Source organism: Streptomyces sp. NPDC039424 (assembly GCF_055639495.1).
The window spans coordinates 1-25,807 of the sequence record NZ_JBVKAI010000003.1; the positions used below are offsets into that span (position 1 = coordinate 1).

The following is a 25,807-nucleotide window of genomic DNA, read 5'->3' on the forward strand; positions in this document are numbered from 1 at the left end:
GCCGTTCCGGCGGTACCGAGGGCGGTCTGACGACGGGCGAGCTGCTGCGGGTGCGGGCGGCGATGAAGCCGATCGCGACCGTGCCCCGGGCGCTGGCCACCGTCGACGTGGCCACCGGTGAGGCCGCCAAGGCCCATCACCAGCGCTCGGACGTGTGCGCCGTCCCGGCGGCCGGCATCGTCGCCGAGGCCATGGTGGCCCTGGTCCTCGCGGACGCCGTGGCGGAGAAGTTCGGCGGCGACAGCGTGCCCGAGACCCGCCGCAACGTGCGGTCGTACCTCGACAACCTGCACGTCCGGTGACGTGACCGCCGCCGGGCCCGGGAACGGCCGCCGCAGAGGAGGGGCGGCGGTCGTCGGGCCGTTCAGAGGTGGTCGGGTGCGGCGAGGGGCGCGGTGTCAGACCTTGCCGGCCGCTGAGGTCGCCTGCGGCAGCACGGCATTGATGATCTCCTGCACGCGTGTCACGAGATGGGACCGCTGGTTGAGCCGCCACGAGATGTGCTGGGCGCCGAAGAACGCCGCGACGAGCACCCGGCCCAGAGCGTCCGGGGCGCTGTGCGACGGCAGGTCGCCCGCGCTCCGGGCCCGGTCGAGCAGCGCCGTGACCGAGTCGGTGTATCCGATGAAGGGCTCGGGCAGGGTGGCGTTGATGGACACGGATTCGATCTGCAGCCGTGCCCCGGCCTGGATCATCGTGTCGTCGCGGAAGGCCACCGCCGTGCGGTTGAGCAGCTCGGCCACCGCCTCCAGGGGAGGCAGGGCGGCCTTGCCCACCTCCTCGGCGATCAGGGGAAGACGGCGGTAGAACTCCTCGCACACCGCGGTGGCCAGGGCTTCCTTGTTCGCGTAGTGGAAGTAGACGGCGCCCTTCGTCATGCCCGCGATCTCGGCGATGTCGAGCATGGTGACGGCCGGAAAGCCCCGTTCCGCGAAGGCGGCGGCGGCTGCGTCCAGCACCTGCTGACGGGTGCGGACAGCGCGCTCCTGCTTGAGCTCGCGCGGCCTGGCGGCCGTGGACGCAGGTCGGCGCGTGGGCTGGTCTCCGGCTCCCACAGTGCTCCTCTTCACGTTCACAAGTTGCTCCTCGTTGTTGGCGACCATCGTCGGGGAGAGCGGGCGGCCATTGCAATATTCCTTCTCGAAGGTATATTTTCTGGCCTGGGGGATGGGTTCTGCCCACGCTCCGTCATCGCAGCGATCCAATACATCGTTCCACCGTGACTGAGTGAAGGACACATCGTGTTTGAAGGCTTAACGATGGGGGCGGCCGCTCTGAGGGTCGAGTCCGTGCCTGACCGGTGCGGACCGGCGGACGTCGCCACATCGACGTGCGAGGCACCCGTCGTGCCCGGCGGCGCGAAAGCGGAGTTCGTTCAGCGCCTCGACCATCTCAGGCCGGTGCCGCGCACCCTGGTGCACCGCGCGGCCATGGCCGAGGTCTTTCTCACCGACACGGCACCGATCGGGGAGGACCACTTCCTGGTCGCCGCGCAGTGGCCCAGGGACCATGCGCTGTACCACCCGGATCCGATGGGCCGGATGGATCCACTGCTCATTGCGGAAACGCTTCGGCAGTCATTGGTCTATCTCTCCCACGAGTACTACGACGTTCCCCTCGGGTACCGGTTCGTCGCCTACGACATGGACTTCGAGGTCACGGATCCGGCACCCCTGCGCGTGCGCGCGGTGCCGCACTCCGTCGTGCTGGACATCCGCTGTGTGCGGGTGGGGCATCGGCCGCCGCGCCGTTACGGACTGCGCCTGGAGGCGGCGCTGACCGTGGACGGGGAGGTCTGCGGGCGGGCCGGGATCCGTTTCATCGCACTGGATGAACGGACCTACCAGGCGCTGCGGTCCCGCAGCACCCCCTACGCCAGCCCGGTCTCACTGACGAACGGCGCGGTGCGCCCGGGGCCCGGCCAGGAGGGGTGGGAGACGGTGCCGCCCTCCGGGACGGGCCGGCTGCGGGCCAAGGACTGTGTGCTGGAGCGGTCCGCCGCGGGGGAGTGGCGCATGCGGATCGACACGGACCACGCGATCCTGTTCGACCATCCCACCGACCATCTGCCGATGATGGCGTCCCTGGAGGGCTTCCGGCAGCTCGGGCATCTGCTCGTCAACGGCGGCTCCTCCGACGCCGCGTACTCCCTGGTCTCGTGTGCCACCGACTGCCGCCTCTTCGTCGAACTCGACGCCCCGGTCGCACTCGTCGTCCGGGACGATCGCCGCGACGGCGGCACCCGACGGCTGACCGTCGACGCGGTGCAGTGCGGCAAGGTGGTCACCACGGCGGACATGGTGTGGGCGGAGACGGGCTGACGCTCCGTCGGAGACCGGCTGACGCTCCGTCGGGCGGCGGTGCGGGTGGCGGGTGACCCCACCTTCCCGTCGCCCGCCCGCCGACCCGCCCCACCTCTTATGGAGGCCGGGGCGGTGACGTCCTAGGTTCCGGCAGGCAAGGTGGGGCGGGTCCCGGTGCGGCTGAGCGCCGGTCACAGGTGCCGCCCTTCGGGGTCCGGGGCCGGTTCAGTCCCGGTGTCCGCGCAGCGCCGGGTCCAGAAGGTCCCACATCTCGCGGATCTGGTCCGGCAGCTTCTTCCAGTTCATGACGGGCGCCGTGCAGTGCGCGCCGAACAGCACGGCCAGCAGCAGTTCGGCGACGCGCTCGGCGGGCAGGTCCGGGTCGACGTCCCGCTCCCGCTGGGCCTCCAGTATCAGCTCCACGGCATGCGCCCGCAGCCGCGACAGCATCGTCGGGGACTCCCCGGTCTGCTGGGCGCGGTCCACGACGAGGCGGAGGGCGGCGGCGGTGCGGATGTCGTTCTCCAGGCGGTCGGCGAGCGAGAAGGTGAGCGAGCGCAGCTTGTCGAGCGCGGTGCCGTTCGTGCCGTCGTCGCCCGCCGTCCTGCCCTGGTCCGGTGTGCGCAGGGCCGCGTCGAACTGCTCGACCAGGGCCGCGGCCAGTTTCTCCTTGGAGGGGAAGTGGCCGTACAGGGCGCCCTTGGTGAGACCGGTGCGTTCCGCGACCCGCTGCAGATTGGTGTTCGGGTACCCCTCACGGGCGAACTCCTCGGCCGCGGCGTCCAGGACGCGTTCGTACGTCAGCCGTGACCGTGCTTGCTTTCCGCTCATCCCTCTCCCTTCCGAGGGCCGTTGATAAATAAAGATACCTTCGCGAAGGAATGTTTGATAGCCTGAACGCCCTCGTCACAGTCCCGGCCCGTCTCAAACAATCGCATTGATCCGAGGAGTTCAAGGGATGACCGAGCTCACTGACCTGATCACAGCGGACGCCCGGAGCCGGAGGCTGCTCACTCCGGCCCCGGCCGCCGCGGTCGCCTCGCTCGGCGCGGCCGACGCCGAGCGGGAACGGCACATCTCCGCGCGGACCGCGCGGGCGCTGACCGAAGCGGGCTTCGCCCGCCACTTCGTGCCCCGGATCTGGGGCGGCGGCGAGGGCGGCTTCGCCGAGCTGTTCGACGCGGCCGTCGAGGTCGCCGAAAGCTGCGCCTCCGCCGGATGGTGCGGGGTGCTCTGGGCGGGCCATGGGCGGTTCGCCGCGTTCCTGCCCGAGGAGGGGCAGCGGGACGTCTGGGGCCGAACGGCCGACGTGCGGATATCGGCGGCGGTCATCCCGCCGACGGGCAGCGCCGAACCCGAGGGCGACGGCTGGCTGGTGCGTGGCAGATGGCGGTTCGCCAGCGGCGTGGGCCATGCCGACTGGGTGCTGGTGGCCGCGCCGGAGCGACGGCCGGGTGCCGACGCGGACGGGCGCGCGCGTGTGCTCGTCTTCGCCGTTCCCCGGGCCGAGGTCGAGGTCATCGACTCCTGGGACAGCGTGGGCCTGCGCGGGACGGGCAGTCACGAGATCGCGCTGGGTGGGGTGTTCGTACCAGGCCGGCGCTCCTTCGAGATGTCCGCGATGATGAGCGGCGACGCGACGCCCGGACGCCCCATCCCCTACGCCGCCCCCGCCCAACTGGTCGGCGGAGTCCTGCTGGCCGCGATCGCGCTGGGCGCCGCCCGGCGGGCCCTGCGCCTGTGGAGCGACCTGGTGCTGGCCAAGGCGGCGGCGGGCGCGGCCTCCGTCGCCGTTCCCGTCTGGGAGGCGCTCGCCCGCTCCTCCGCCGAACTCGACGCCGCCGGGCTCCTGTTGCGCGAGGTGGCGTGCCGGGCGGACGCGGACCCGCGTGCCGAGGGCGCGGTCGCGCAGGGCCAGCGGGACGCCGCGGTCGGAGCCGAACTCGTGGTGGCCGCCGTGGACCGTCTCTTCCGTACCGGCGGCTCGCACGGCAGTGACGCGGGGGGCGAGTTCCAGCGTGCTTGGCGCGATGTGCACACCGCCACCGGGCACGCCGCCCTGCGGCTCGGCCCCGCGGCGGAGGCGTACGCCCGCGTCGGCACGGCGACTCCGGCGGCCGAGGGCAGGTGACGAGGCATGACCACGGGGGATCGAGGTCTTGCGGTGACGACGGTCGCGGACGGTACGGGCGCGGCGGTCGACAGGACGGCCGGACGGGGACCGGGGGTGCGCTCCCTGGGTTGTACCGGGCACCCGCAGGCGTCCCCACGGGCTGCCGTGGGGCAGGCCGGCGGCGTGAACGGGACGAAGGAGCAGGCCATCGCGGCACCGCCCCGCAGCGCACCGGTGCCCCTGCCCTCGCGCGGGCGCGCCCGCTTCCCGGCGCCGTCCGGCCCGGTCCGGCCCCCCGGGCGGGAACGGCCGGACGATGCCGCCGCCGTGCGGGTGGTGGTGTTCAGCGACGTGGACGAGACGCTCGTCGCCTGCAAGAGCCTGGTCGACTTCCTGGGTTTCTACTGGGGCCGGCGGTACGGCGCGCAGGGCGTCCGGCACGCCCGGCGCCTCGCCGCCGAACTGGCCGCGATGGGGGGCGCCGGGGTTCCCCGCGACGAGCTGAACCGCCGGTACTACCGCGCCTGGGCCGGTGAGAGCGCCGCCGCCGTCGCGGAGGCGGGGCGTCGCTGGTACCGCGAGCGGTCGCGCCGGGACGGGTTCTTCATCCCCGCCACCCGCGCGGCCCTGGACGCGCACCGCGCCGAGGGCGCCGTCCTCGCGCTCGTCTCCGGGTCCTTCCCGGCGCTCCTCGCCCCCGTGGCTGACGCGGTCGGCGCCCGGCACCTGCTGTGCGCCCGCCCGGAGGAGCGCGACGGGGTGCTGACCGGGGAGCTGGAGGAGGGGCCGGTGATCGGGGAGGGCAAGCGGCGACTGGTCCGGCGGCTGCTGGACCGGTACCCCGGGGCGGATCCGCGGGACTGTTTCGCCTACGGCGACCACGTCTCCGACCTGGCGATGCTCACCGAGGTCGGCCACCCGGTGATCGTCGGGGACGACCCGGAGCTCGCCGCACGCCTGCCGGGCGCCGCCTGTCTCAAATAAATTCCTTCGCGAAGGTATTATAGTCGGCAGGGCTTGGCGAACGGCCTGAACCCCGAAACGGCCCCGCCGCCCCGAAAGGGGACACGCACCATGCGGAACGCCACACATCTGCCACCGGCCGGGACCGCACCCCGCGCGCGGCTCCGCAGGCCTCCTCGGATGCGACCCCGCACGACCGACCGAACCGGGGGGACACCCACGTGAGCAGCACCGACTCCACCGACACAGGTGCACCGATCCGGGACGGCGGGACCTCCGCCCCGGGAGGCGCCCTGACCCTCGGATCCCCGGGCGGCGGGTTACCGCTCACCCTCGCGGACTCCGCGGTCCTGTTCATGGACACGGCCGATCCCGAGACCGCGCACCACAACCGCCTCTCGCCCGTCGAACTCGTCCCCATCGACTCGCTGCTCCCGGCCGCGTCCCCGCGGCTGGGCGGGGAGGACGTGGGGCACGCACGGACGCTCGCCGGATCCGGGGCGACCCTGCCGCCCGTCATCGTGCACCGTGCGACGATGCGGGTCGTCGACGGCATGCACCGCCTGCGCGCCGCGCGTCTGCGCGGCGAGGAACGGCTGCCGGTGCGGTTCTTCGACGGGTCCGAGCACGACGCCTTCGTGCTCGCCGTCGAGTTGAACGTCAAACACGGCCTGCCGCTGTCCACGGCCGACCGGACCGCGGCCGCCCACCGCATCCTGCGTACCCACCCCCAGTGGTCGGACCGGGCCATCGCCTCGGTGGTCGGCCTGTCCGCCCGCACCGTGTGCGCGATCCGCCAGCGCATGGAGGGTCCCGAGCCGCAGGCCGCGGTCCGGGTGGGCCGCGACGGTCGGGTCCGCCCGCTGAGCACCGCCGAGGCCCGCCGCCAGGCCGGCGCGTTCATCGCGGCGCACCCCGAGGCGTCCCTGCGCGCGGTCGCGGCGGCGGTCGGTATCTCGCCGGGCACGGTCCGGGATGTACGCCGGCGGGTGCTGCGGGGCGAGGACCCCGTGCCCCCCGGGCAGCTGGAGCGGCGGACCGCCAAGGCGGCCGGGCGGGCCCGGTCGGCCGACGGGGCCGAGGGAGCCGACAAGGACGCGGACGGCGCGGGCCGCCCGGCGCGGTCCCAGGGTGGACGCGGGCCGGCCGGACGCCCGGCCGCCGCGGAGCGGGACGAACTGCTGCGGGTGCTCAGCCGGGACCCTTCGGTACGGCTCACCGACAACGGCCGCTACCTGCTGCGGCTGATGGCCACCCACGCCGTTCCCGCCGAGCGCCGCCGCCGGCTCGCCGACAGCGTCCCGCCGCACTGCGCAGCCATCGCCGCCGGTCTGGCACGGCAGTGCGCCGAGGCCTGGCTCGACCTGGCCCGCAGGCTGGACGGCCGTGCCGGATGACGCCAGGCCGAAACGCCCCCGACGGACACCGGGAGGTGCGGTCCGCCGACCGGCGGCCCCCGTCGGCGCGGCGCGCGTGCAACTGCCGTACCACCGCGGTCGCACACCCCCGGACCGCGGCCCTCGCGTTCCCGCATCCCTTCCGCGAGCCTTCCGATCCGACCCACCCCCCGACGAGGAACCGACGATGCTTGACGAACTCGGACTGGGCCCGGACGCCGCAGCCGTATACGGCGTCATGCTCAGGACCCCGCAACTGGGACGGCAGGAACTGGCCGGGAAGCTGGGCTGGGCGCCCGACCGGATCGAGGACGCGTGGGACGAGCTGATCCGCCTGGCGCTGCTGCGGCCCTCCGAGGAGCGGCCCGGACGCATGCGGCTCGTCGACCCCGAGCTGAGCCTGCAAGGCCTGCTGGCCCGCCAGGAACAGCGGCTGCTGGAGCGGCAGAAGGCCGTCGCGGGGGCCCGGCTCGAAATCAGCCGCATGCTGATCGAACTCATGGACGAGACCCCGGATGCCGGGCCCTACGGGGTCAGACAGTTCACCGGCGAGGACGCGATCCGCTCCCGGCTGGAGCGGTACGCGTACGGCTGCGAGCGCGAGTTCGCGGTGTTCGCGCCGCGCGGCCCGCGACTGGAGAGCTCTCCGGAGGCCTCCCGCCTGCTGGAGCAGGGAGTGGTCGGCCGCCGCCTGCGCGCCCGCTATCTGTGCGTGACCGGCCTCGCCGGAGACCGGGACGCCATCGCCCACGCCCGCTGGCTGCGGGGCAGCGGGGCCGAGGTGCGCGCCGTGCCCGAACTCCCGCTGCGCATGGCGTTGTTCGATGGCCGCACCGCCGTGCTGCTGCGCGATCAGCACCGGCTGGACGAGGGCATCCTGGTCCTGGACGGCGGCCCCGTCGTCACCGCCCTGAACGCCCTCTTCGAGCTGCAGTGGCAGCGCTCCGAGCCCCTCGACCCCGAGCCGGAGCCGGCCGACGACGAACGCCCCGCCGGCCAGGAACGCGCCGTCCTCGAACTGCTCGCGGCCGGGCACACCGACGAGGTCGTCGCCCGCAAGCTGGGGATATCGGTCCGCACCGGACGCCGTGTCACCGCGCACCTCCTCGAACGCCTGCAGGCCCGCAGCCGCTTCCAGGCGGGTGCCCTCGCCGCCGCCCGCGGCTGGCTCACCCCCTTCCCGCAGCCACCGTCGCGCGACGCCCACGCGGCCCCCGAACGGCGGGGGAGGAGCGACCGCGGCGGGAAGTAGGAGAACGCCGGACCGGCCGGAGGCCCACCCTCAGACCGGCCCGGGCGCCCCGGCCAGGGTGGGGGCCGCAGGCGACCGGCCGCTGGTGCGGTGGGGGTCTCGGGCTGGTTCGGGGGTTCGGGTCGTGGTGGGGGCCTGGGCTCGGCTGGCCGCCGGTGCGGCGGGGGGTGAGGATCTCGGGCCGGTCCGGGGGTTCGGGGTGTGGTGGGGGCCCGTACTCGACCGGCCGCTGGTGCCCCGAGGGGGCGGGCCTTTCGAACCGGTCCGGGGTCCGGGTTGTGGTGGGGTGTACGCGACCGGCCGCTGGTGCCCCCAGGGGGCGGGTCCCTCAGGCCGGTCCGGGGGCCCGGTCGAGGTGGTGGGCCTGGGCTCGACCGGCCGCCGGTGCTTCGAGGGGCGGGCCCTTCGAACCGGTCCGCGGGCCGGGGGCGCGGTGGGGGCCCGTACTCGACCGGCCGCCCGTGCCCCGAGGGGGCGGGTCCCTCAGGCCGGTCCGGGGGCGCCGGTCGTGGTGGGGGCCTGGGCTCGACCGGGCGCCGGTGCTTCGAGGGATCGGGCGAAGAGCTGTACCAGGCCGGGGCAGCGGTACAGGGGACGTCCGTGGTCGTCGATCGCCCACAGGTCCAGCAGGCGGGCGTCGGCGAGCTGTTCCAGGGCCTGCTCGAACGACGCGGACTCCGCGCTCCCGGGCTGCCCGGCGGCCTCCGCCGCGGTGAACGGGCGCCCGCCCAGAGCGGGGAGCGTCCGCAGCACCGCGAGGGCGGTGTCGTCGAGGCCGCGCAGCGAGTGGGCCAGGCTCGCGGCCACGGACAGCTCGCCGTACCGCAACTCCCGCAGTCTCCCGTCGGGTTCGGCCAGACGGTCGGCCAGCCAGTTCAGGGGGAGCCGCGGCCGGGCGGCCAGGCGGGCGCCCACCGTGCGCAGCGCCAGTGGCAGCCCCTCGCAGTACGCCGCCAGGTCCCGTGCCGCCTCCGGCTCGCGGGCCAGCCGCGACGCCCCGGCCATCGCCTCCAGCAGCGTCAACGACTCGCCGGGGCGCAGCGGTTCGAGGACCACCGTGCGTATGCCGGGGATCGCCGCCGGATGGGCCCGGGCGGTGACCACCACCGCGGACCCGGTCCCGCCCGGCAGCAGCGGCTCCAACTGCCGCTCCGCCACCAGATTGTCGAGGATCACCAGCAGCGCCCGGCCCGCCGTACGGGCGCGGTACCGCTGCACGTACGCGGACAGGGCGGCGCCCGTCAGGTCCTCGGCGTCGTCACCGAGTGCCCGCAGCAGCTCGGACAGCACCGTGCGCGGATCCCGCGGCGCGCCGTCCGGGGCGCGCAGGTCGGCGTACAGCTGTCCCTCGGGGAAGGAGGCCGCGATCGTGTGCGCCGCCTGTACGGCCAGCGTCGACTTGCCGACGCCCGCCATGCCGGTCAGCAGGAAGCGCCGCGGACGCTGCGGCGCCCCGTCACCCGCTTCCCCGGGCGGCAACAGCCTTGCCAGCTCGGCCAGTTCACGCTGCCGCCCGGTGAAGTCGTCCGCCGGGGGCGGCAGCATCGCCGGTGCGCCGGCCGCCGCGGCCGGCACCGGATCGGCGGCGCGCCCGGCCGGCGGCGCCGCGAGGACCGGGGCGTTGTTCAGCACCGTCTGGTAGGCGCCGCTGAGCGTCGGCCCCGGATCCACACCGAGCTCGTCGGCGAGCAGCTGCCGTCCGTGGTGGTACACCGCGAGCGCGTCGCTCTGCCGGTCGCAGCGGTACAGCGCGGTCATCAGCTGCGCGCGCAGCCGTTCGCGCAGCGGGAACGCGTGCACCAGGCCCGTCAGCTCCCCGATCAGCTCCCGGTGCCTGCCCAGCGACAGATCCGCCTCCAGACGGTCCTCCAGGGCCAGGGCCCGGGCCTCCTCCAGCCGGGGCCGCTCCGCGTTCGCCAGATGCTCTGTCACATCGGCCAGTGCCGTACCGCGCCACAGCCGCAGCGCCTGCTCCAGCCGCCGGCTCGCCCGCTCGAACTGCCGCTCGCGCAGCGCCCGCGCCCCCTCGGCCGCCAGCTGCTCGAATTCCAGTACGTCGACGGTGGCGTCCTGGGCGTGCAGCAGATAGCCGGACTGCTGCCGCTCCAGCCGCACCGACGGACCCAGCAGCCGCCGCAGCCGCGACATGTAGGTGTACAGCTGCGCGGTCCGGGTGTCCGGCGGGTGCCAGCCCCACAGCGCAGAGGTCAGCGCGGTGTCCGACACGGGCCAGCCGCGGGCGAGGACCAGCGCCGCGAGCGCGGTGCGCACCTTCGCGCCCGGCAGCGGGACCGCGCCACGCTCGTCCAGCACCGCGACATTCCCCAGCAGCCGGAATTCCATTGCCCTCTCCTTGCCCCGTGGCGGAGTCGTCTCCGTTCCGGCATTCTGCGCGAGTCGCCGGCCTGGATTCAGCAGGTCCGGGCGTCAGGAAGCTGCGCGGGCAGGACGTTGCCAAGCGCGTACAGACGAAATATGGGAGGGCGCTCCCCGGCTATAGACCCCCGACCCACGGTGGCGGGCGACAGCACCCATCCGTCCGCACGACGCCGGAGGACACCGTGTCCGACACCGCACAGCTGAAAGACACCGCCGACACCGCGGTCTTCGCCGACGAGGCCGAACTGCGGCGCGCCAACCGCGCCGCCGTCGAGACGTACATGCACACGCTGGGCCAGGACCGCCTGACGCGGCACCACCTGTTCACCGAGGACGGGGTGGGCGGTCTGTGGACGGCGGACACCCCGGGCCCCATCGCCATCCACGGCCGCGACCGCCTCGGCGAGCACGCCGTCTGGTCGCTGCAGTGCTTCCCCGACTGGGTCTGGTACAACATCGAGATCTACGAGACCCAGGACCCGAACCGCTTCTGGGTCGAGTGCGACGGCAAGGGAAAGATTCTGTTCCCCGGCTATCCCGAGGGCTATTACGAGAACCACTTCATTCACTCGTTCCTGCTGGAGAACGGAAAGATCAAGCAGGCCCGGGAATTCATGAACCCGTTCAACCAGCTCCGCGCGCTCGGCATCGACGTCCCGCACATCAAGCGGGAAGGGATTCCCACCTAGTCCGTCCCGGACGGCCCGTGCCGAAAGGCCCGTGCCGAACAGCCCACGTCGAAGATTCCGCGCGTGAGGAGTCGTGGTGTCCCCGAAGAAAGAGGCTGCACGCCGCCGGGCCCTGGGCCGCACGCGGCGCACCACCCGGTACGGCCTGCCGCGCAGCCTGGACGTCTGGGCGCGCTGCGCGCCGATCAGACTCGCCGGCTGCGAGGACGTGCCGCACGAGACGCACATCCTGCGCGGCATCGACTGACGGCGGCGGTCCCCGCCGCCTCACCCGAGAAAGGTTCACATGTCATGAGGGCCATGGTCGCCTGGTGGGATCTGAGCGAATCCGACCAGACCATCGAAACCCTGCGGGACTTCCTGCGCGACGAGGCCGTCGACGCTTGGAACCGCCAGCCCGGACTGATCTACAAATTCTGGATCGCCGACCAGGAGCACAACCGCTGGGGCGCCGTCTTCGTCTGGGAATCGGCCGAGGCGTCCGCGCCCCCGCACCCGCGCAGCGCCGCGGAGCTCATCGGCTACCCGCCCACGCAGCGCGCGGTGTTCGACGTCGAGGCCGTCGCGGAAGGCATCCACGAGCTGGCCGGTATCACCAGCCTCGCGGGCCTCGGCCGCGCGCTGCAGGCATGAGCACGACGGAGGCGCACGTGACCGCGATGCCCGTGGACCCGACCTTCCCGGACGATCCCATCGAGCTGCTCAGAACCTGGTTCGGCACGGCCACCGAAGAAGGGGTGCGGGAGCCGGGAGCCATGGCGCTGGCCACCGCGGACGCGAGCGGCCGCCCCTCCAGCCGTACCGTCCAGGTCAACACGATCACCGACCTCGGCCTGGTGTTCACCACCCACGCGGACAGTCGCAAGGGCCGCGAACTCGCCCTGCGACCACGGGCGTCGGCGGTGCTGTACTGGCGCGAGAGCGGCCGCCAGATCGTCCTCGAAGGGCCCGTCGAGCGGCTGCCGGACGCCGAGGCGGACCACCTGTGGGCGGTACGCCCGGTGGCCACGCACGCCATGTCCACGGTGTCCCGGCAGAGCGAACTCCTCGACGACGAGGAGCGGCTGCGCGCCGAGGCCACCCGGCTCTCCGGGCTCGGCCCCCTGCCCCGGCCGGAGTCCTTCGCCGCGTATCTGCTGACCCCCGACGCGGTGGAGTTCTGGCAGGCCCGCACCGACCGGCTGCACCACCGGCTGGTCTACCTGCGGACCGACCGGGGCTGGACGACGAGCCGCCTGCAGCCGTGACGCGCCCCGGCCCCGCACCTCGGGGTGCGGGGCCGGTCCCCCTCCCTACGACAGAAAGGTGACGGACATGGCTCCGGCGCCCGCGCGATTGGACGGATGATGCACGCCTACATGGTCGCTGACGCCTTTACGAGTACGCGTCTCGAGGGCAACCCGGTGGCCGTCTTTCTGGACGCGGCCGACATACCCGGCCCGCGGATGCAGCGCATCGCCCGGGAGATGAACCTGTCGGAGACCACCTTCGTGCTGCCGCCCCAGGAAGGCGGCGACGCGCGCATCCGTATCTTCACCCCGGTCAATGAGCTGCCCTTCGCCGGTCATCCGCTGCTGGGCACGGCCATCGTGCTCGGCGAGTCGATCCGGGCCAACCGGCTCCGCCTCGAAACGGAGATGGGGGTGATCCCCTTCGTCTTCGACCGCGGCGACGACGGGAAGATCGTCTCGGCGCGGATGCGGCAGCCCATTCCGACCTGGGAGGTGTACGAGCACGCCGACGAACTCCTCGCCGCTCTCGGCCTCGACTCCTCCACCCTGCCGGTGACCGCGTACCGCAACGGCCCCCGGCACGTCTACGTGGGCCTGGAGAGCATCGAGGCGCTCTCCGCCCTCGAACCCGACCACAAGGCACTCGCCAGGTTCCCGGACATGGCCGCCAACTGTTTCGCCGGATCCGGCGCGCAGTGGCGCAACCGCATGTTCTCGCCCGCCTACGGCGTCGTGGAGGACGCGGCGACCGGCTCCGCGGCCGGCCCGCTGGCCCTGCACCTGGCCCGGCACGGCCTGGTCGAGTTCGGCCGGCAGATCGAGATCCAGCAGGGCGTCGAGATGGGACGCCTGTCCACCATGCTCGCCACCGCGACCGGCCGGGCCGACCACGTGGAGTCGATCGAAGTGGGTGGCTCCGCGGTCATCGTCGCCCGCGCCGGACTCATGGCCTGACCCGTCCGTGAACGACGCCACGGGCGCCCGGCACCCGGTCGGCGCCCGGCATCCGAGCACCCAGCGGACAAGGAGTGACCGCACCATGTCGATCAAGCCGTACACCGGCGCGGCAGCATGGCCCCTCACGGCCAGGGAAACCGAACTGGCGGGCGTCGCCGCCGCGGTGGAGCACGGCGGTGCCCTCCTCGTCGGTGAGCCCGGCACCGGAAAGAGCCGGCTGCTCGCCGCCGCCATGCAGGCGGCACGGCAAGCCGGGCACACCACCGTGTGGCTGCACGACCCGCGCGCCACCGACCTGGACCGGCACTTCGGCGAGGCGGACGGCGGGGGTTCACCCGTCGTCGGGGCCGACGACGTGCACCTGCTGGTACCGGGCGCGGCGGAGCGGCTGTACACGCTGGTCCGCGCCGGCCGGGCCGCCCTGCTCGCGGCGGCCCCGTCCGGCATGCCCCTGCCGGACGGCGTCTCCCGGCTGTGGGTGGAGGGCCGGGTCGAGCGGATCCCTGTCGAGCCGTTCGGCCCGGCCGCGGCCGACGCCCTGCTGCGGGCGCGGCTCGGCGGCCGGATCGCCCGGCCGAGCCTGGACGGGCTGTGGTCGGTGACCCTGGGCAACGCCCAGTTCCTGTGCGAGATCGTCGAATCCGCGCTCGCCGAGGGCGGCCTGCGGCTCGACCGCGACACCTGGCAGTGGCACGGCCTCGCCGGCGAGCCGTCCGACCGGCTCGTCGAGATGGTGCGGCTGCGGCTCGGTCCGCTCGCCGACGACGAGGCGGAACTCGCCGCGATGATCGCCCTCGCCGGACCGCTGGAGGCCGGTCTGGTACCGGTCCAGGACCTCACCCATGCCGCCGAGTCCCTCAACCGGCGCGGCATAGTGGTCGCCGAACGCGACGGCAGACGCTTACGGCTGCGCCTCGCCCATCCGCTGTACGCGCCCGTGCTCACCGCCGGGCTGCCCGACCTGACCGCCCGGCGGCTGCGGCTGCGGCTGGCCGACGCCATCGAGGCGACCGGCGCCCGCCGCACCGACGACGGTCCGCGCACGGTCGCGCTGCGGCTCGCCGCGGGCGACGAGGTCCCGGCGCACCGGCTGCTCGCAGCGGCCGACGCGGCGCTGCGCCGCCGGGACTTCACCCTCGCGGAGCGCTTCTGCCGCCTGGGACTCTCCGCGCACGGCGACCGGGACCACGGCGGGGGTGGTCCCGGTGCCCTGCTGGCGCGGGCGCTCGCCGGGCAGGGGCGGCACCAGGAGGCGGAGGAGGAGTTCGCCCGGGGGACCGGCGACGAGGCGGCGCGGGCGCTCAACCTGGCCTGGGGTCTGCACCGGGTCCCCGAGGCCGCCGCGCTCGTGGAGACGGCCGCCCCGCGCCACCCCGACGACACCGCGTTGCTCGGTGCCCGCACCGTCCTGCAGCTGCTGCGGGACGACATCGAGGGGGCGGCCCGCACCGGACTCCCGGGCCCGGACGCCGCCGCCCTGGTCGTGCCCCCCGTGGCGCTGGCACGGATCGAGCGCGGTGACGCCGCCGGCGCTCTCGCGCTGCTGCGGCGGGAGCGCGACCGGATGGACGGATGGGACGCCGAACACCGGCTGGCGGCCAGGCTCCTGACGAGCCGTGCCGCCTTCCAGCTCGGCCGGACCGCCGAGCTGGCCGCCGCACTCGACGGGATCCGCCACGACATCGCGGGCAGTCGCGGCGAGATCCGCGGCGCGGTGGTGCGGGCCCGCACCTATCGCAGCGCGGGGCGCTACGACGAGGCGGTGGCGCTGCTGCGGCGCGCCTGCGCCCGCGACGACCGCGCCGACTGGTTCACCACTCCGGCGTGGACGCTCTCCCAGCTGGCCGGTGTGCTCGCCGAGGCCGGTGAGCACACCGAGGCCATACGGACCGTCGTCGAGGCCCGTGCGATCGAGCGGCGGTCCGTGGCCTATCCGCTCGCCGTGGACGGTGCCGCCCTGGAGCACGCCCTCGTCCTCGCGCACACCGGCGACCTCGCGGGCGCCGCGCGCCGCGCCCGCGAGGTCGCCTCCCGCGCGGCCGCGGCCGGGCGTCTGCACCAGGCGGTCACGGCCCTGCACCTGGCGGGCCGGGTCGGTGACGCGGCGGCGTCCGCGGCGGACCTCGCCCGGCTGGTCCGCGAGGACGACGGCGGATACCCGGCGCTGCTCGCCGCCCACGTCCGGGCCCTGGCCCGGCGCGACGGCGAAGCGCTGGACACGGTCGCCGACCGGTTCGCCTCGCTCGGCGCGCCGCCGCTCGCCGCCGAGGCGTCCGCGCAGGCCGCCCGGGCGCACCAGGCGGCCGGCCGCCACCGCCGGGGCCGCGCCGCACGCGTGCGCTGCGCGGAGCTCCTCGCCGCCTACGACGGTGAACTCCCGCCCTGGGCGCCCACGTCGGCGTCGTGGACGGAACCCGCCGCCGGCACGGCCCGGCTGACCGCCCGGGAGCGCGAGGTCGCCTCGCTGGCCGCCTCGCGGCTGTCCAACCAGGAGATAGCCGACCGGCTCGTCGTCTCCGTGCGTACGGTGGAGAACCACCTGCACCGGGTGTACGGGAAGCTCGGCGTCACCGCCCGCACGGAGCTCGCCCACCATCTGTGAGTTCCCCTCTCCAGTCCCCTCCGTGAAGGGCCCCGGCCGTCCGGCCGGGGCCCTTCGCACGACCGGCCGCCTCAGCGGGCCACCGGGGTCGCCAGCTCGCCGACCAGCCGGGCCAGTTCCAGCGTCTGGCTGCGGTTGAGCCGTGGATCGCAGGCGGTCTCGTAACGGAGCGGCAGGTCGGCCGGGGCGACGCCGGCGCCGACGCACTCCGTGACCTCCTCGCCGGTCATCTCCAGGTGCAGGCCGCCGGGGTGCGTGCCCAGCGACCGGTGCACCTCGAAGAAGCCGGTGACCTCGTCGAGGACCGTGTCGAAGTGCCGTGTCTTGTGTCCCGACGGCGCGTTGTAGGTGTTGCCGTGCATCGGGTCGCATATCCACGCCACCCGCCCGCCCGCCGCGGCGACGCTCTCCACCAGCGGCGGCAGCGCGTCCCGCACCCGGTCGGCGCCCATCCGCGCGACGAACGTGAGCCGGCCCGGCTCCCGGTCCGGGTCGAGCCGCTCGACCAGGGCCAGCATCTCGGCGGGCGTGGCCGTGGGCCCCACCTTCACCGCGACCGGGTTGCCGATCCGGGACAGGTGGTCGATGTGCGCCCCGTCCGCCTGCCGGGTCCGCTCGCCGACCCACAGCAGGTGCCCGGAGCCCGTGTAGGAGTCGCCGGTACGGGCATCCGGCCGGGTCAGCGGGCGCTCGTAGTCGAGCAGCAGCGCCTCGTGCGAGACGAACATCTCCCGCTGCCCGACGGCCGTGCGCCGTTCGGTGAGCAGCGAGCGCACGGCGTTCAGCGTCGCCCCGGCCGCCGCGTACATCTGCAGCATCCGGTGCGGGTCCGGGGTGCGGGCCTCGGCGGTGAACTCCGGGCCGTTCACGGCGTCACCCCGGTACGACGGCAGGGTCACCCCGTCCCGGGTCTCCACGGGCTGGGAGCGAGGTTTGGCGTACTGGCCGGCCAGCCGCGCCACGACGACGACCGGGAGGAACATCGCCTCGCTCAGCTCGTCCGCCGTACCGAACAGGGTGTCCATCTTGCGCGAGACCGTGTCGAGCGACAGATCGCGGAAGGTCTCCGCGCAGTCGCCGCCCTGCAGCAGGAACGCCTTGCCGGCCGCGACGTCGCCGAGCCGTCGGCGCAGGACGTCGCACTCGGTCGGCAGCACCAGCGGCAGTGCGGTCAGCAGCCGCTCCCGGACGGTCTGCAGGGCCTCGGGGTCGGGCCACACCGGCTGCTGCAGCGCCTCGGGCACGGCCAGGGACGACGGGGGGAGAAGGGCGCTCATGCGACTTCCTCGCGTTCCGAGTAGGGGAGGGGCGAACGGAGACGAGCTGGGAACAGGCCGCTGACCAGGCGTTCGAAGGTGTGCACACCGGCCCGCGACATCACCGACTCGGGATGGAACTGCACGGACGCGAAGCCCGCGCCGCGCAACCCGTGGACCTCGCCGGTGGCCGGGTCCCGGGCGACCTCCACGAGGCCGGGGCGGGCGGCGGGCCCGGGGAACACGTCCGCCGCGCTCACCGCGGTGAACGTGTTGTAGAAGTAGACGTCCTCGCGGTGCCCGAACAGGTCGATGGTGCGCTGCACGCCTTGGTTCGGCACATCCTTGCGGACCAGTTCCAGGCCGAGGACCGAGCTGAGGATCTGATGGCCCAGGCACACCGACAGGAACGGCGTGCCCCGGCGCAGCAGCTCCCCGGTGAGCGCCCGCATATGGGCGATCTTCGGATGGGCGGTGTCCCGGGGGTCGCCCGGTCCCGGGCCCACCACGACCAGATCGCTGCCGTCGAGGTCGTACGCCTCGTCGAAGCGGCGCACCGCGACCTCGAGCCCCAGGGCCCGCATCAGGTCGGCGCCCATCGCCGTGAACGTGTCCTCGGCGTCCACGAACAGGACCCGCAGCCCCGCCAGCGGCGAGCCGGCCGTCCGCCGCCGCCGCGGGTCGCTGCGCCAGAACGGAGCGAGCGGTTCGTTGCGGGCGGACAGGGCGAGGGCGACCGCGGGCAGCAGGCTCAGCCGGCGGGCGGCCGCGGCGGCCGGGGACGGCTCGCCCGGCTCCGCCGCGGCGGCGCCCGGGTCCCCGTGCACCACGGCCAGCAGGCCCGCCGCCTTCGCCCGTGTCTCGGCGGCCTCCGCGTACGGGTCGGAGTCGCGCACCAGGGTCGCCCCGACGCTCAGCCGCAGTGTGCCCGCGGCGTCCACGTCGGCGGTGCGGATCAGGATCGCCGTGTCCAGGGCGCGCTCACCCGCTTCGTCCCGGCCGATCAGCGCGGCCACGCCCGCGTAGTAACCCCGGCCCTCCGGCTCGTACTTGGAGATCACCCGGCAGGCGCTCTCCAGGGGACTGCCGGTGACGGTCGGCGCGAACAGCGTCTCGTGCAGGACAGCGCGTACGTCGAGCCGGGAGTGCCCCTCGACGAAGTACTCGGTGTGCGCGAGCCGGTCCATGGCGCGCAGCCGGGGACCCACCACGCGGCCGCCGCCCTCGCAGATCCGGCTCATCATCTTCAGTTCCTCGTCGACCACCATGTACAGCTCGTTGGCCTCCTTGCGGTCGGCCAGGAAGTCGAGGAGCCCGTCCGCGGACGGGCCGGACTCCGGGTAGCGGTAGGTGCCGCTGATCGGGTTCATCACGGCGGTGCCCGCGTCCAGGGTGATGTGCCGCTCGGGGCTCGCGCCGAGCAGGGTGCGTTCCCCGGTGTGGATCAGGAAGGTCCAGTAGGCGCCCGCCGAGTGGCGCAGCAGCCGCTTGAAGAGCGCGAGCGCGGCCTGCGGCGACCAGTGGTCGAACTGCGTCACGAAGGTGCGCTTGAGGACGAAGTTGGCGCCGGCGCCGGTGCCGATCTCCTCGTCGACGATGCGGCGCACGGCGTCGGCGTAGGCGTCGTCGTCCAGGTCGAAGCCCAGGTCGCGGGCGCTCAGCGGCACGTCGGGGAGCCGGTCGAGCACCTCGCCGACCGGTGCCGAGGCCTGCCGCTCGATGCTCATCACCGTCAGCGGCGCACCGTCGTCGGGTGCCTCGAAGCCGCGCTCGGTGATCTGCCGGTAGGGCAGCAGCACCAGCGCCTCGTGGCGTGCGTGCCCGCCCGGGGCGGGCAGCGGCACCTCGGCGAGGGTTGCCGCCTCGTGCAGTGTGCCGGTGAGCAGGTCGATCCGCTCGGCGGCCGTCTCCGGGCGGTGCAGCAGCGCGAACGCCGGGGGCGGGGTGGGACCGGTCAGCGTGTCCAGCAGGTCGGGGTAGTTCATCGCAGGCATCGCGGGGCTCCGGTGGTCTCGAGGGCCAGGGCGTCGCACACGTCGTCCGTGGTCATGACCATGGCGCAGCGCTTGGCCGCGTACTCCACGGCCATGCGGTGGTCCCGCTCGCCGAAGTCGGCGACGGCGTCCGCCACGAAGAACGGCTGGATGTCGTGCGCCATGGCCTCGCAGGCGGTCTGCAGCAGGCCCACGTGTGCGTACACGCCGCACAGGATCAGCTGGTCGCGTCCGCTGCCGCGGAGCAGGTCCAGCAGCCCGGTGCGGAAGAAGGCGCTGGGGCGCCACTTGGTGAAGACGGTGTCGCCGGGGGCCGGCGCCAGGGACACGGGGATGTCCCGGTCGGTGCCGGTCGCGCGCATGCCCTCGCCCCAGAAATCCTTGAGCAGACCGCGCTCGGCGGGCGTCATGCTGCCGGGTTGGGCGGTGTACGCCACCGGCACTCCGGCGTGTGCCGCCGCGCGCCGTACGGCGGTGGCATGGGCGAGGAGTTCGGGTCCCGGGGAGCGGTCGCCGAAGCACCTGAGGAAGTAGTGCTGCATGTCGTGCACGAGCAGCAGCGCCCTGCTCGGGTCCACCGTCCAGGAAACGGTGTTCTCGGGCAGCTCGGCGCGGGTGGGCAGGGAATAGGGCCGTACTGGCGGAATGGTGTTCGCCATGGTCCGGGCCTCCTAGGCAGGGATCGGAACACAGATGAGTGGGAGCCGGGGGCGGTCTCAGGGCCGGGCCGCGGTGATCTCCAGGACCGCGGCGCCCGCTTCCAGCCCCGGTGTGGCGGCGGTGAGCAGCAGCCGGTCGCCGGGTGCCGCGCGGCCCGTGGTGCACAGCTCCTCCAGGGCGGGCACCAGGTCGCCCGCGCCGGGCGCGCCGGTGAGGGTCGCGGCGAGATCGCCCCGGGCGGCCCCGGCCTCGGCGAGGACCTGGTCCTCGGTGCGGGCGCGCAGCGCGGCCCAGCCGGAGCCGGGTGGGGTGCGCAGGTCGTAGTGGCCGGGGTCGCAGTTCTCGGCGACCGACAGCACGCGGGCGAAGCCGCCGAGCCGTGAGACGACGAGTGCGTGGCCGGTGGGGGCGCCAGGGGCGGCCGGTTCGGATCCGGTGATCAGGACGGCGTCCTTGCCGCCCGGTGCGCGCAGCAGATGGGCGCACAGTCCCAGCGCGGACAGCAGGGAGAGCCGTCCCTGGCGCAGCTCGGCCGCGGTAACGGCCCGGCCGAGGGTGCGGTGCAGAACGTAGTGCGGCACCGACAGATGTGCGGGGCCGTCCGGAAGGGGGCTGCCGTGCAGGAGCGCTCCGAACCGCTGGTACGGCAGTCCCGCGCGTGTCAGGGCGGTGCGGGCTGCCCGCACGGCGGCCTCGGCCCCGGACCAGGCCGTCGTGTCGGCGGGTTCGGCTGCGGGCGCGGCGCCGGGGCGCCAGGTACCGATGCCCGCGAGATGGATGTCTCCCGCTCTCACCCCGTGCCCTCCTTTCGGTGCGGTGACCGGCGAAGAGCAGCACAACACGGGGGTAGGGTCGGGCTCTTGAGTGGACGTCACTCACAAACGCCGGGCCGGCCCGTGCGGCCCACCTGTGTGCTCCGGCATGCGACCGGGCCCGGGAGGAAACCTCCCGGGCCCGGCGCGCCGGATGGGGGACCGCCGGTCACCAGGTGACCGGGAACCGCTCCAGCCTCCTGCTGGCCGCGCCGGGCACGAACCGCAGCTCCTCGTCGGGCACGGCCAGGCGCATCTCCGGGAAGCGGGTGCGCAGGGCCGACAGCGCCTCCTGGATCTCGATGCGGGCGACGGGGGAGCCCAGGCAGTGGTGCACCCCGAAGCCGAAGGCCATCTGGTGGCTGCCGTTGTCCCGGGCCGCGTCGTGGTCCAGCGGGGCCGGAAAGGCGGCCGGGTCGAAGTTGGCCGCCTGGGTGGCGGCGACGATCACGTCACCCGCGCGGATACGGACGCCGCCCACCTCCATGTCCGCCGTGGCCTGCCGGGCCAGCGTCCCGCCGAAGTCGCCGATGGGCAGCCGGCGGACCAGCTCCTCGACCTCCGCGGCCAGCTCCGCGCGCTCCGTGGGTATGCTCCGCAGTCCCTCCGGGCGGGCCAGGATCTCCCGCAGGCAGAGGCCGAGTTGGGCGACCGTGGTCTCGAACCCGGCGACCAGCAGGGTGCCGCCGAGGGCGACGATCTCCTGATCGGTCAGGGCGTCGTCCTTGTCCGAGGGGCCCTGACCGGCGGCGGCGAGAATGCTCAGCAGGTCGTCGCCCGGTTCCTCGCGCTTGGCCGCCACGAGCTCGCCGATGTACGCGAGCAGGGCCTGGTGCGCACCGACGTCGAAGGGCTGGTCGGGTCCCGTGGGGGCGATCAGCGCGTCCCGCCACGCCTCGAAGCGGTGCCGGTCCGCGAGCGGCACGCCGAGCAGTTCGCAGATGACGCGGACCGGAAGCAGCATGCAGAACTGCTCGTTGAGGTCGGCGGGCCGCGGCCCGGCGGCGAGGTCGTCGAGCAGGTCGCCGGCCATCTCGGCGATACGGGGCCGCAGCGCCTCGCTGCGGCGCGCGGTGAAGCCCCGGCCGATGATCCGGCGCAGCCGGGTGTGGTCCGGCGGGTCGAGGGTGAGGATCGAGGTGCCGACCCGCTCCACGGCGAGGACCTGCGCGCCGTCCGAGCGGGCAGCGGCCTGCCGCGAGGCCCGCGGGTCGGTGAGGACGGCGCGGACCTCCTGGTAGCCGGTGACCAGCCAGGCGGGACGGCCGCTGGGCAGCCGCACCCTGGTCACCGGAGCGCCGCTCGCGAGACGCGCGTAGGCCAGGGCGCCGTCCGTGCGGGACTCCCCCTCACCGAAACGCAAGGGGAATTCGGGAAGCAATTCAGCCGTGTCTTCCAAGGTGACGGTTTCGGTCATCGCGGTGAAATTCCTTCGATGGAAGCCATTCGGATCCGCGGCACCCTACGCCCGTCCGGGTGACCGGACAATGTACGCAGTCGAACACCCGGCCGGATTTATTGAGTGTGCAAGTCCGCTGTGCAAGTGAGTACTTCACGCTGCCCCTGAAACGGAATGCACTGCCACAATTCACGGGCGGCAGGCCCGTGCGTGCCGGACCGCGTGCGCACCGCCGCCGCCTGCCGTTCGCACACCGATGTGGAGAGTGAGTACGCGGATGACTGAACGCGAAACCGCCAAGAGCCCGGAGGACCTGCTGCGGCTCTTCATCGAACGCGGCAACGCCGGGGACGTCGAGGGCCTGCTGGCGCTGTACGAGCCGGACGCCGTGGTGGCCGTCCCGCCGGGCCGCGAGACCACCGGTCACGCGGCGCTGCGCGCGGTCTTCACCCAACTGCTGGCGAACAAGCCCAAGTTCGACGCGGGCACGGTGCTGCCCGTGCTGCGCAGCGGCGACTACGCCCTGACGACGGCGCGCACCGACGACGGTGGGGCCCGTGCCGAGGTGGCTCACCGCCAGCCCGACGGCACCTGGCTGTGGATCATCGACCGGCCGTTCTTCGGCTGACTCGGTCCGTCAGGGGCGGCGGCGACGCGTCCCGCCGCTGCCGCCCGTACCGGACCGCTTTTCAAGGAGTCACATGAACACGAAGCTGCGCGGCAACCCCTGGGTCATGCTGACGGTGCTGTCCCTCGGCTACTTCATGACCATGCTCGACATGACGATCATCAATGTCGCCGTGCCGAGCATCTCCGGCGATCTGCACGCCTCCCTCGCCGACGTCGCCTGGATGATCAACGGTTATGTCATCGCCGTGGCGGCGTTCCTCATCACCGCGGGGCGCCTCGGCGACCTCTGGGGGCCGCGCAACCTCTTCCTCGGCGGGGTGGCGCTCTTCACCGTCTCGTCCATGGCCTGCGGCCTGGCCCAGAACTCCGAGCAGTTGATCGCCGGCCGGTTCGTGCAGGGCCTGGGCGCGGCGCTGCTGCTGCCGCAGACCATGACGTTCATCATCGCTGTCTTCCCGGCGGAGCGGCGCGGCTCGGCGCTCGGCGTGTGGGGGGCGATCGCGGGCGTGGCGACCGTGGCGGGCCCCACGCTCGGCGGGCTGCTGATCACCCTCGCCGACTGGCGCTGGGTGTTCTACATCAACCTGCCCATCGGCCTGGCCGTCCTGGTGCTCGGCCCGCTGCTGCTGACCGATGTGCGCCTCGGACGCCGGGCCCCGCTGGACCCGGTCGGCGTGCTGCTGCTCACCGTCGGACTGGTGCTGCTCACCTACGGCCTCGCCGAGGGCCAGCGCTACGACTGGGGCACGGTCGACGGCTGGATCACCATCCCTGGGGTGCTGGCCGCCGGTGTCGTGGTGCTGCTGCTGTTCCTGCTCGACCAGCGGCGCAAGCAGAGGCGCTTTCCACTGGTCCCGTTCGAGCTGTTCAAGGACCGCAACTACACGCTGATGAACGGCGTGAACGTCCTGGTGTCGCTGTGCACGGTCGGTGTCTTCCTGCCGCTGAACATCTACATGCAGTCGGTGCTGGGCTACAGCGCGCTCAAGACCGGTCTGACGATGGCGCCCATCGCCGTCGTCTCCGTGGCCGTGGCCCCGGTCGTCGGGCGTCTCGTGGACCGGATCGGCGGCAAGTACATCCTGATCGCGGGGCTCGCGCTGTTCATCGCCGGCATCGGCTCGGTGGCCTTCATCGCCGAGGTGGACACGCCCTGGTACGTCTTCCTGCCCGGGTTCGCCGTCGCGGGCGCGGGCGTCGGCTGCACCTTCGGGCCGATGCAGACTTTGGCCACGTACGACGTCCCGCACCGGCTCGCCGGGGCCGCGTCCGGAGTCCTCAACAGCAACCGGCAGTTCGGCTCCGTCCTCGGCGGTCTGGTCGCGGTCGCCGTGCTGCAGAACCGGCTGCTGGCGGACGTGCCCCACCGGGCCGCCGACGCCGCCCGCGCGCTGCCCGCTCCGCTGCGCGGGCGGTTCGTGGACGAGATGACCGGGGCAGCGGCCGGTGCCGCGGCCGGGGGCGGTCGATCCGTTCCCGCGTCCGCCCGCGACGCCTCGCCGGAACTGGCCCGGAAGATCACCGACCTGGCGTCCACCGTGCTGTCCCACTCCCTCGTGGCGGCCCTCGTGCCCGCCCTGCTCGTGGTCTGCGGGGCCATGTCGCTCGGCTTGCTGCTCGCGGCGGCGGCCCGGCAGCCCGCCCCCGCCGCGGCGACGGACGAGACGGAGTCCACGACACCGGCGACCGTACCGGCCGCGCCACCGGCGGACTGAACCAAGACCTCCGCCCGGCCCGCCCGACCGAGGGCAGCGGCGGCGCTTTGAGGAGCAGTCTCCGGCGTTGTGTGCGGAGCACTCTGCCCGCCCGCCATGTACGGCGGGCGGGCGAGGGGTTCCGGCGTGTGGTGCCGGGAGGGGGCCGTCAAGCCGCCGCCTTCAGCGGCTCCGGGGACGCCGCGGCGGGCGCCGCGGCCGGGGTCCGGCGGCGGGCCGGCAGCAGCAGGACCGAGCCGGCGCCGAGCACGGCGGGTACGGCGAAGGCGTAGAAGTTCATGGCCGTACCGACGTCCGCGGAGACCAGCAGTCCGCCCACGGTCGGCCCGGCGACCGCGCCGAACCGGCCGACGCCGAGGGCCCAGCCCAGTGCGGTCGCCCGGATCTGCGGCGGATAGTGCAGCGCCACATAGGCGTTGACCAGGATCTGGGTGCCGATCGTGCCGCACCCGGCGACCGCGACGAGCAGATACAGCGCGGGCGGGAACGTCGTCCGGCTCAGCAGGGCGATGGACACCGCGGCGGCGCCGAAGGAGACCATGGTGACCGGCTTCATGCCGATCCGGTCGCCGAGCGGCGCGAGTAGCAGTGAGCCGGCCACCGCGCCCGCGTTCATCGCGACGAGGAACAGCAGCGACCCCGACAGCGGGTACCCCGCCCCCTTCATGATCTCGGGCAGCCAGGTGTTCAGCCCGTACACCAGGAGCAGTCCGAAGAAGCTCGTCACGGCGAACAGCAGGGTCGCCCGCAGGTGGCGGGGCGAGAACAGGGGGAGTATCACCGCCCGCCCGGAGGCCCGGCCCGCGGCCGGCCCGGTGCCGGGCACGTCCGCCTCGGGGAGACGCCCCTTGGCCCGCAGGAACGCCGCCGATTCCGGCAGGTAACGCCACAGCAGCGGCACCACCAGCACCAGCGGCAGCACCCCGATCCAGAACATGACGCGGAAGCCGTAGCGTGGCAGCAGCGGCATCGCCAGCACCGCGGCGAGGATCCCGCCGACCGAATAGCCGGAGAACATCAGAGCGTTGTTGAGGCTGCGCCGGTGCGGCGCCGAGCACTCCACGGTCAGGGCGATCGCCGTGGGCATGACCCCGCCCAGGCCCAGCCCGCCGACCGCCCGGAACAGCGCGAGCCAGCCGGGCGAGGGGGCGAGCGCGCAGGCCGCCATGGCGAGCGAGAACCACGTCACGCTGATCAGGACGGTGCGGCGGCGCCCCAGGACGTCCGCGACCGCGCCCGCCGACAGGGCGCCGACCAGCATGCCGAACAACCCGTAGCTGCCGATCGCGCCCGCCTCGGTGGGCGTCAGGTGCCACGGCTCGTAGTGGAGCAGCTCCGGCACCACCGCGCCGTACACGATCAAGTCGTAGCCCTCGCACACGATCGCCGCGAAGCAGAGCCCCACGACCAGCAGTTCGCCGCGCCGGGCGGGGGGGAACAGATCCCTCGTCATG

The 25,807-nt window shown here is 73.8% G+C and carries 23 protein-coding genes; 14 read left to right on the forward strand and 9 right to left on the reverse strand.

Annotation, left to right across the window (positions count from 1 at the left end; genetic code table 11):
• On the forward strand, positions 1–302 hold a 302-nt coding region (locus ACZ7L0_RS08240), incomplete at its 5' end, for a chorismate synthase (RefSeq protein ID WP_471241614.1).
• A gap of 96 nt (positions 303–398) precedes the next feature.
• Here the strand turns inward: ACZ7L0_RS08240 and ACZ7L0_RS08245 are convergent.
• On the reverse strand, positions 399–1,070 hold the full coding sequence (locus ACZ7L0_RS08245) for a ScbR family autoregulator-binding transcription factor (RefSeq protein ID WP_471241615.1): 672 nt from the start codon (positions 1,068–1,070) through the stop codon (positions 399–401).
• A 219-nt stretch (positions 1,071–1,289) separates the two neighbouring features.
• On the opposite strand from ACZ7L0_RS08245, the gene ACZ7L0_RS08250 reads away from it, so the two are divergent.
• Positions 1,290–2,321, forward strand: a complete 1,032-nt coding sequence (locus ACZ7L0_RS08250; RefSeq protein WP_471241616.1) for a ScbA/BarX family gamma-butyrolactone biosynthesis protein — start codon at positions 1,290–1,292, stop codon at positions 2,319–2,321.
• 207 nt (positions 2,322–2,528) lie between these two features.
• On the opposite strand, the gene ACZ7L0_RS08255 is transcribed toward ACZ7L0_RS08250, so the two are convergent.
• A complete protein-coding gene (locus tag ACZ7L0_RS08255; RefSeq protein WP_471241617.1) occupies positions 2,529–3,134 on the reverse strand; it encodes a TetR family transcriptional regulator in 606 nt (201 codons plus the stop codon).
• 127 nt (positions 3,135–3,261) lie between these two features.
• Here ACZ7L0_RS08255 and ACZ7L0_RS08260 point away from each other — a divergent pair, with 127 nt between their 5' ends.
• The 4 genes from ACZ7L0_RS08260 (at position 3,262) to ACZ7L0_RS08275 (ending at position 8,028) form a co-directional block, all read left to right on the forward strand.
• Entirely contained in the window at positions 3,262–4,434 is a 1,173-nt protein-coding gene (locus ACZ7L0_RS08260; protein WP_471241618.1) for an acyl-CoA dehydrogenase family protein, read from the forward strand.
• 165 nt (positions 4,435–4,599) lie between these two features.
• Positions 4,600–5,400 (forward strand): HAD family hydrolase, encoded by an 801-nt coding sequence (locus ACZ7L0_RS08265; RefSeq protein WP_471241619.1) that lies wholly within the window; start codon positions 4,600–4,602, stop codon positions 5,398–5,400.
• Between the two features lie 200 nt (positions 5,401–5,600).
• Entirely contained in the window at positions 5,601–6,776 is a 1,176-nt protein-coding gene (locus ACZ7L0_RS08270; RefSeq protein WP_471241620.1) for a ParB/RepB/Spo0J family partition protein, read from the forward strand.
• Positions 6,777–6,963: 187 nt separating this feature from the next.
• Positions 6,964–8,028: a LuxR C-terminal-related transcriptional regulator gene (locus ACZ7L0_RS08275; protein ID WP_471241621.1), complete on the forward strand. Its 1,065-nt coding sequence runs from the start codon at positions 6,964–6,966 to the stop codon at positions 8,026–8,028.
• Between the two features lie 483 nt (positions 8,029–8,511).
• On the opposite strand, the gene ACZ7L0_RS08280 is transcribed toward ACZ7L0_RS08275, so the two are convergent.
• Positions 8,512–10,371, reverse strand: a complete 1,860-nt coding sequence (locus tag ACZ7L0_RS08280; protein ID WP_471241622.1) for an AfsR/SARP family transcriptional regulator — start codon at positions 10,369–10,371, stop codon at positions 8,512–8,514.
• 218 nt (positions 10,372–10,589) lie between these two features.
• Here ACZ7L0_RS08280 and ACZ7L0_RS08285 point away from each other — a divergent pair, with 218 nt between their 5' ends.
• The 6 genes from ACZ7L0_RS08285 (at position 10,590) to ACZ7L0_RS08310 (ending at position 15,887) form a co-directional block, all read left to right on the forward strand.
• Positions 10,590–11,096, forward strand: coding sequence for a PhzA/PhzB family protein (locus ACZ7L0_RS08285; RefSeq protein ID WP_471241623.1), 507 nt, complete (start codon positions 10,590–10,592; stop codon positions 11,094–11,096).
• A 76-nt stretch (positions 11,097–11,172) separates the two neighbouring features.
• Positions 11,173–11,343: a hypothetical protein gene (locus ACZ7L0_RS08290; protein ID WP_471242211.1), complete on the forward strand. Its 171-nt coding sequence runs from the start codon at positions 11,173–11,175 to the stop codon at positions 11,341–11,343.
• 44 nt (positions 11,344–11,387) lie between these two features.
• Positions 11,388–11,729: a hypothetical protein gene (locus tag ACZ7L0_RS08295; protein ID WP_471241624.1), complete on the forward strand. Its 342-nt coding sequence runs from the start codon at positions 11,388–11,390 to the stop codon at positions 11,727–11,729.
• Complete coding sequence (phzG, locus tag ACZ7L0_RS08300; RefSeq protein WP_471241625.1) at positions 11,726–12,343, forward strand: phenazine biosynthesis FMN-dependent oxidase PhzG; 618 nt, start codon at positions 11,726–11,728, stop codon at positions 12,341–12,343. The genes ACZ7L0_RS08295 and phzG overlap by 4 nt, the downstream gene beginning before the upstream one ends.
• 96 nt (positions 12,344–12,439) lie before the next feature.
• Positions 12,440–13,282 (forward strand): PhzF family phenazine biosynthesis protein, encoded by an 843-nt coding sequence (locus tag ACZ7L0_RS08305; RefSeq protein ID WP_471241626.1) that lies wholly within the window; start codon positions 12,440–12,442, stop codon positions 13,280–13,282.
• An 85-nt stretch (positions 13,283–13,367) separates the two neighbouring features.
• Complete coding sequence (locus tag ACZ7L0_RS08310) at positions 13,368–15,887, forward strand: helix-turn-helix transcriptional regulator (RefSeq protein WP_471241627.1); 2,520 nt, start codon at positions 13,368–13,370, stop codon at positions 15,885–15,887.
• 71 nt (positions 15,888–15,958) lie between these two features.
• On the opposite strand, the gene ACZ7L0_RS08315 is transcribed toward ACZ7L0_RS08310, so the two are convergent.
• The 5 genes from ACZ7L0_RS08315 to ACZ7L0_RS08335 form a co-directional block, all read right to left on the reverse strand.
• A complete protein-coding gene (locus ACZ7L0_RS08315; protein ID WP_471241628.1) occupies positions 15,959–17,164 on the reverse strand; it encodes a 3-deoxy-7-phosphoheptulonate synthase in 1,206 nt (401 codons plus the stop codon).
• Positions 17,161–19,137 (reverse strand): anthranilate synthase family protein, encoded by a 1,977-nt coding sequence (locus tag ACZ7L0_RS08320; protein WP_471241629.1) that lies wholly within the window; start codon positions 19,135–19,137, stop codon positions 17,161–17,163. The genes ACZ7L0_RS08315 and ACZ7L0_RS08320 overlap by 4 nt, the downstream gene beginning before the upstream one ends.
• On the reverse strand, positions 19,125–19,796 hold the full coding sequence (locus ACZ7L0_RS08325; RefSeq protein ID WP_471241630.1) for an isochorismatase family protein: 672 nt from the start codon (positions 19,794–19,796) through the stop codon (positions 19,125–19,127). Before ACZ7L0_RS08325 ends, ACZ7L0_RS08320 begins: the two co-directional genes overlap by 13 nt.
• A gap of 57 nt (positions 19,797–19,853) precedes the next feature.
• Positions 19,854–20,591, reverse strand: a complete 738-nt coding sequence (locus ACZ7L0_RS08330) for a hypothetical protein (protein WP_471241631.1) — start codon at positions 20,589–20,591, stop codon at positions 19,854–19,856.
• A 187-nt stretch (positions 20,592–20,778) separates the two neighbouring features.
• On the reverse strand, positions 20,779–22,026 hold the full coding sequence (locus ACZ7L0_RS08335) for a cytochrome P450 (protein ID WP_471241632.1): 1,248 nt from the start codon (positions 22,024–22,026) through the stop codon (positions 20,779–20,781).
• 259 nt (positions 22,027–22,285) lie between these two features.
• On the opposite strand from ACZ7L0_RS08335, the gene ACZ7L0_RS08340 reads away from it, so the two are divergent.
• Both ACZ7L0_RS08340 and ACZ7L0_RS08345 read left to right on the forward strand, forming a co-directional pair.
• The gene (locus tag ACZ7L0_RS08340) at positions 22,286–22,636 is read left to right on the forward strand and encodes a YybH family protein (protein ID WP_471241633.1); all 351 of its coding nucleotides are present in this window, start codon (positions 22,286–22,288) and stop codon (positions 22,634–22,636) included.
• Between the two features lie 73 nt (positions 22,637–22,709).
• Positions 22,710–24,353, forward strand: coding sequence for an MFS transporter (locus tag ACZ7L0_RS08345; protein WP_471241634.1), 1,644 nt, complete (start codon positions 22,710–22,712; stop codon positions 24,351–24,353).
• A gap of 148 nt (positions 24,354–24,501) precedes the next feature.
• Here ACZ7L0_RS08345 and ACZ7L0_RS08350 read toward each other — a convergent pair whose 3' ends face one another.
• Positions 24,502–25,806 (reverse strand): MFS transporter, encoded by a 1,305-nt coding sequence (locus ACZ7L0_RS08350; RefSeq protein WP_471241635.1) that lies wholly within the window; start codon positions 25,804–25,806, stop codon positions 24,502–24,504.
• Between the last annotated feature and the right edge of the window lies 1 nt (position 25,807).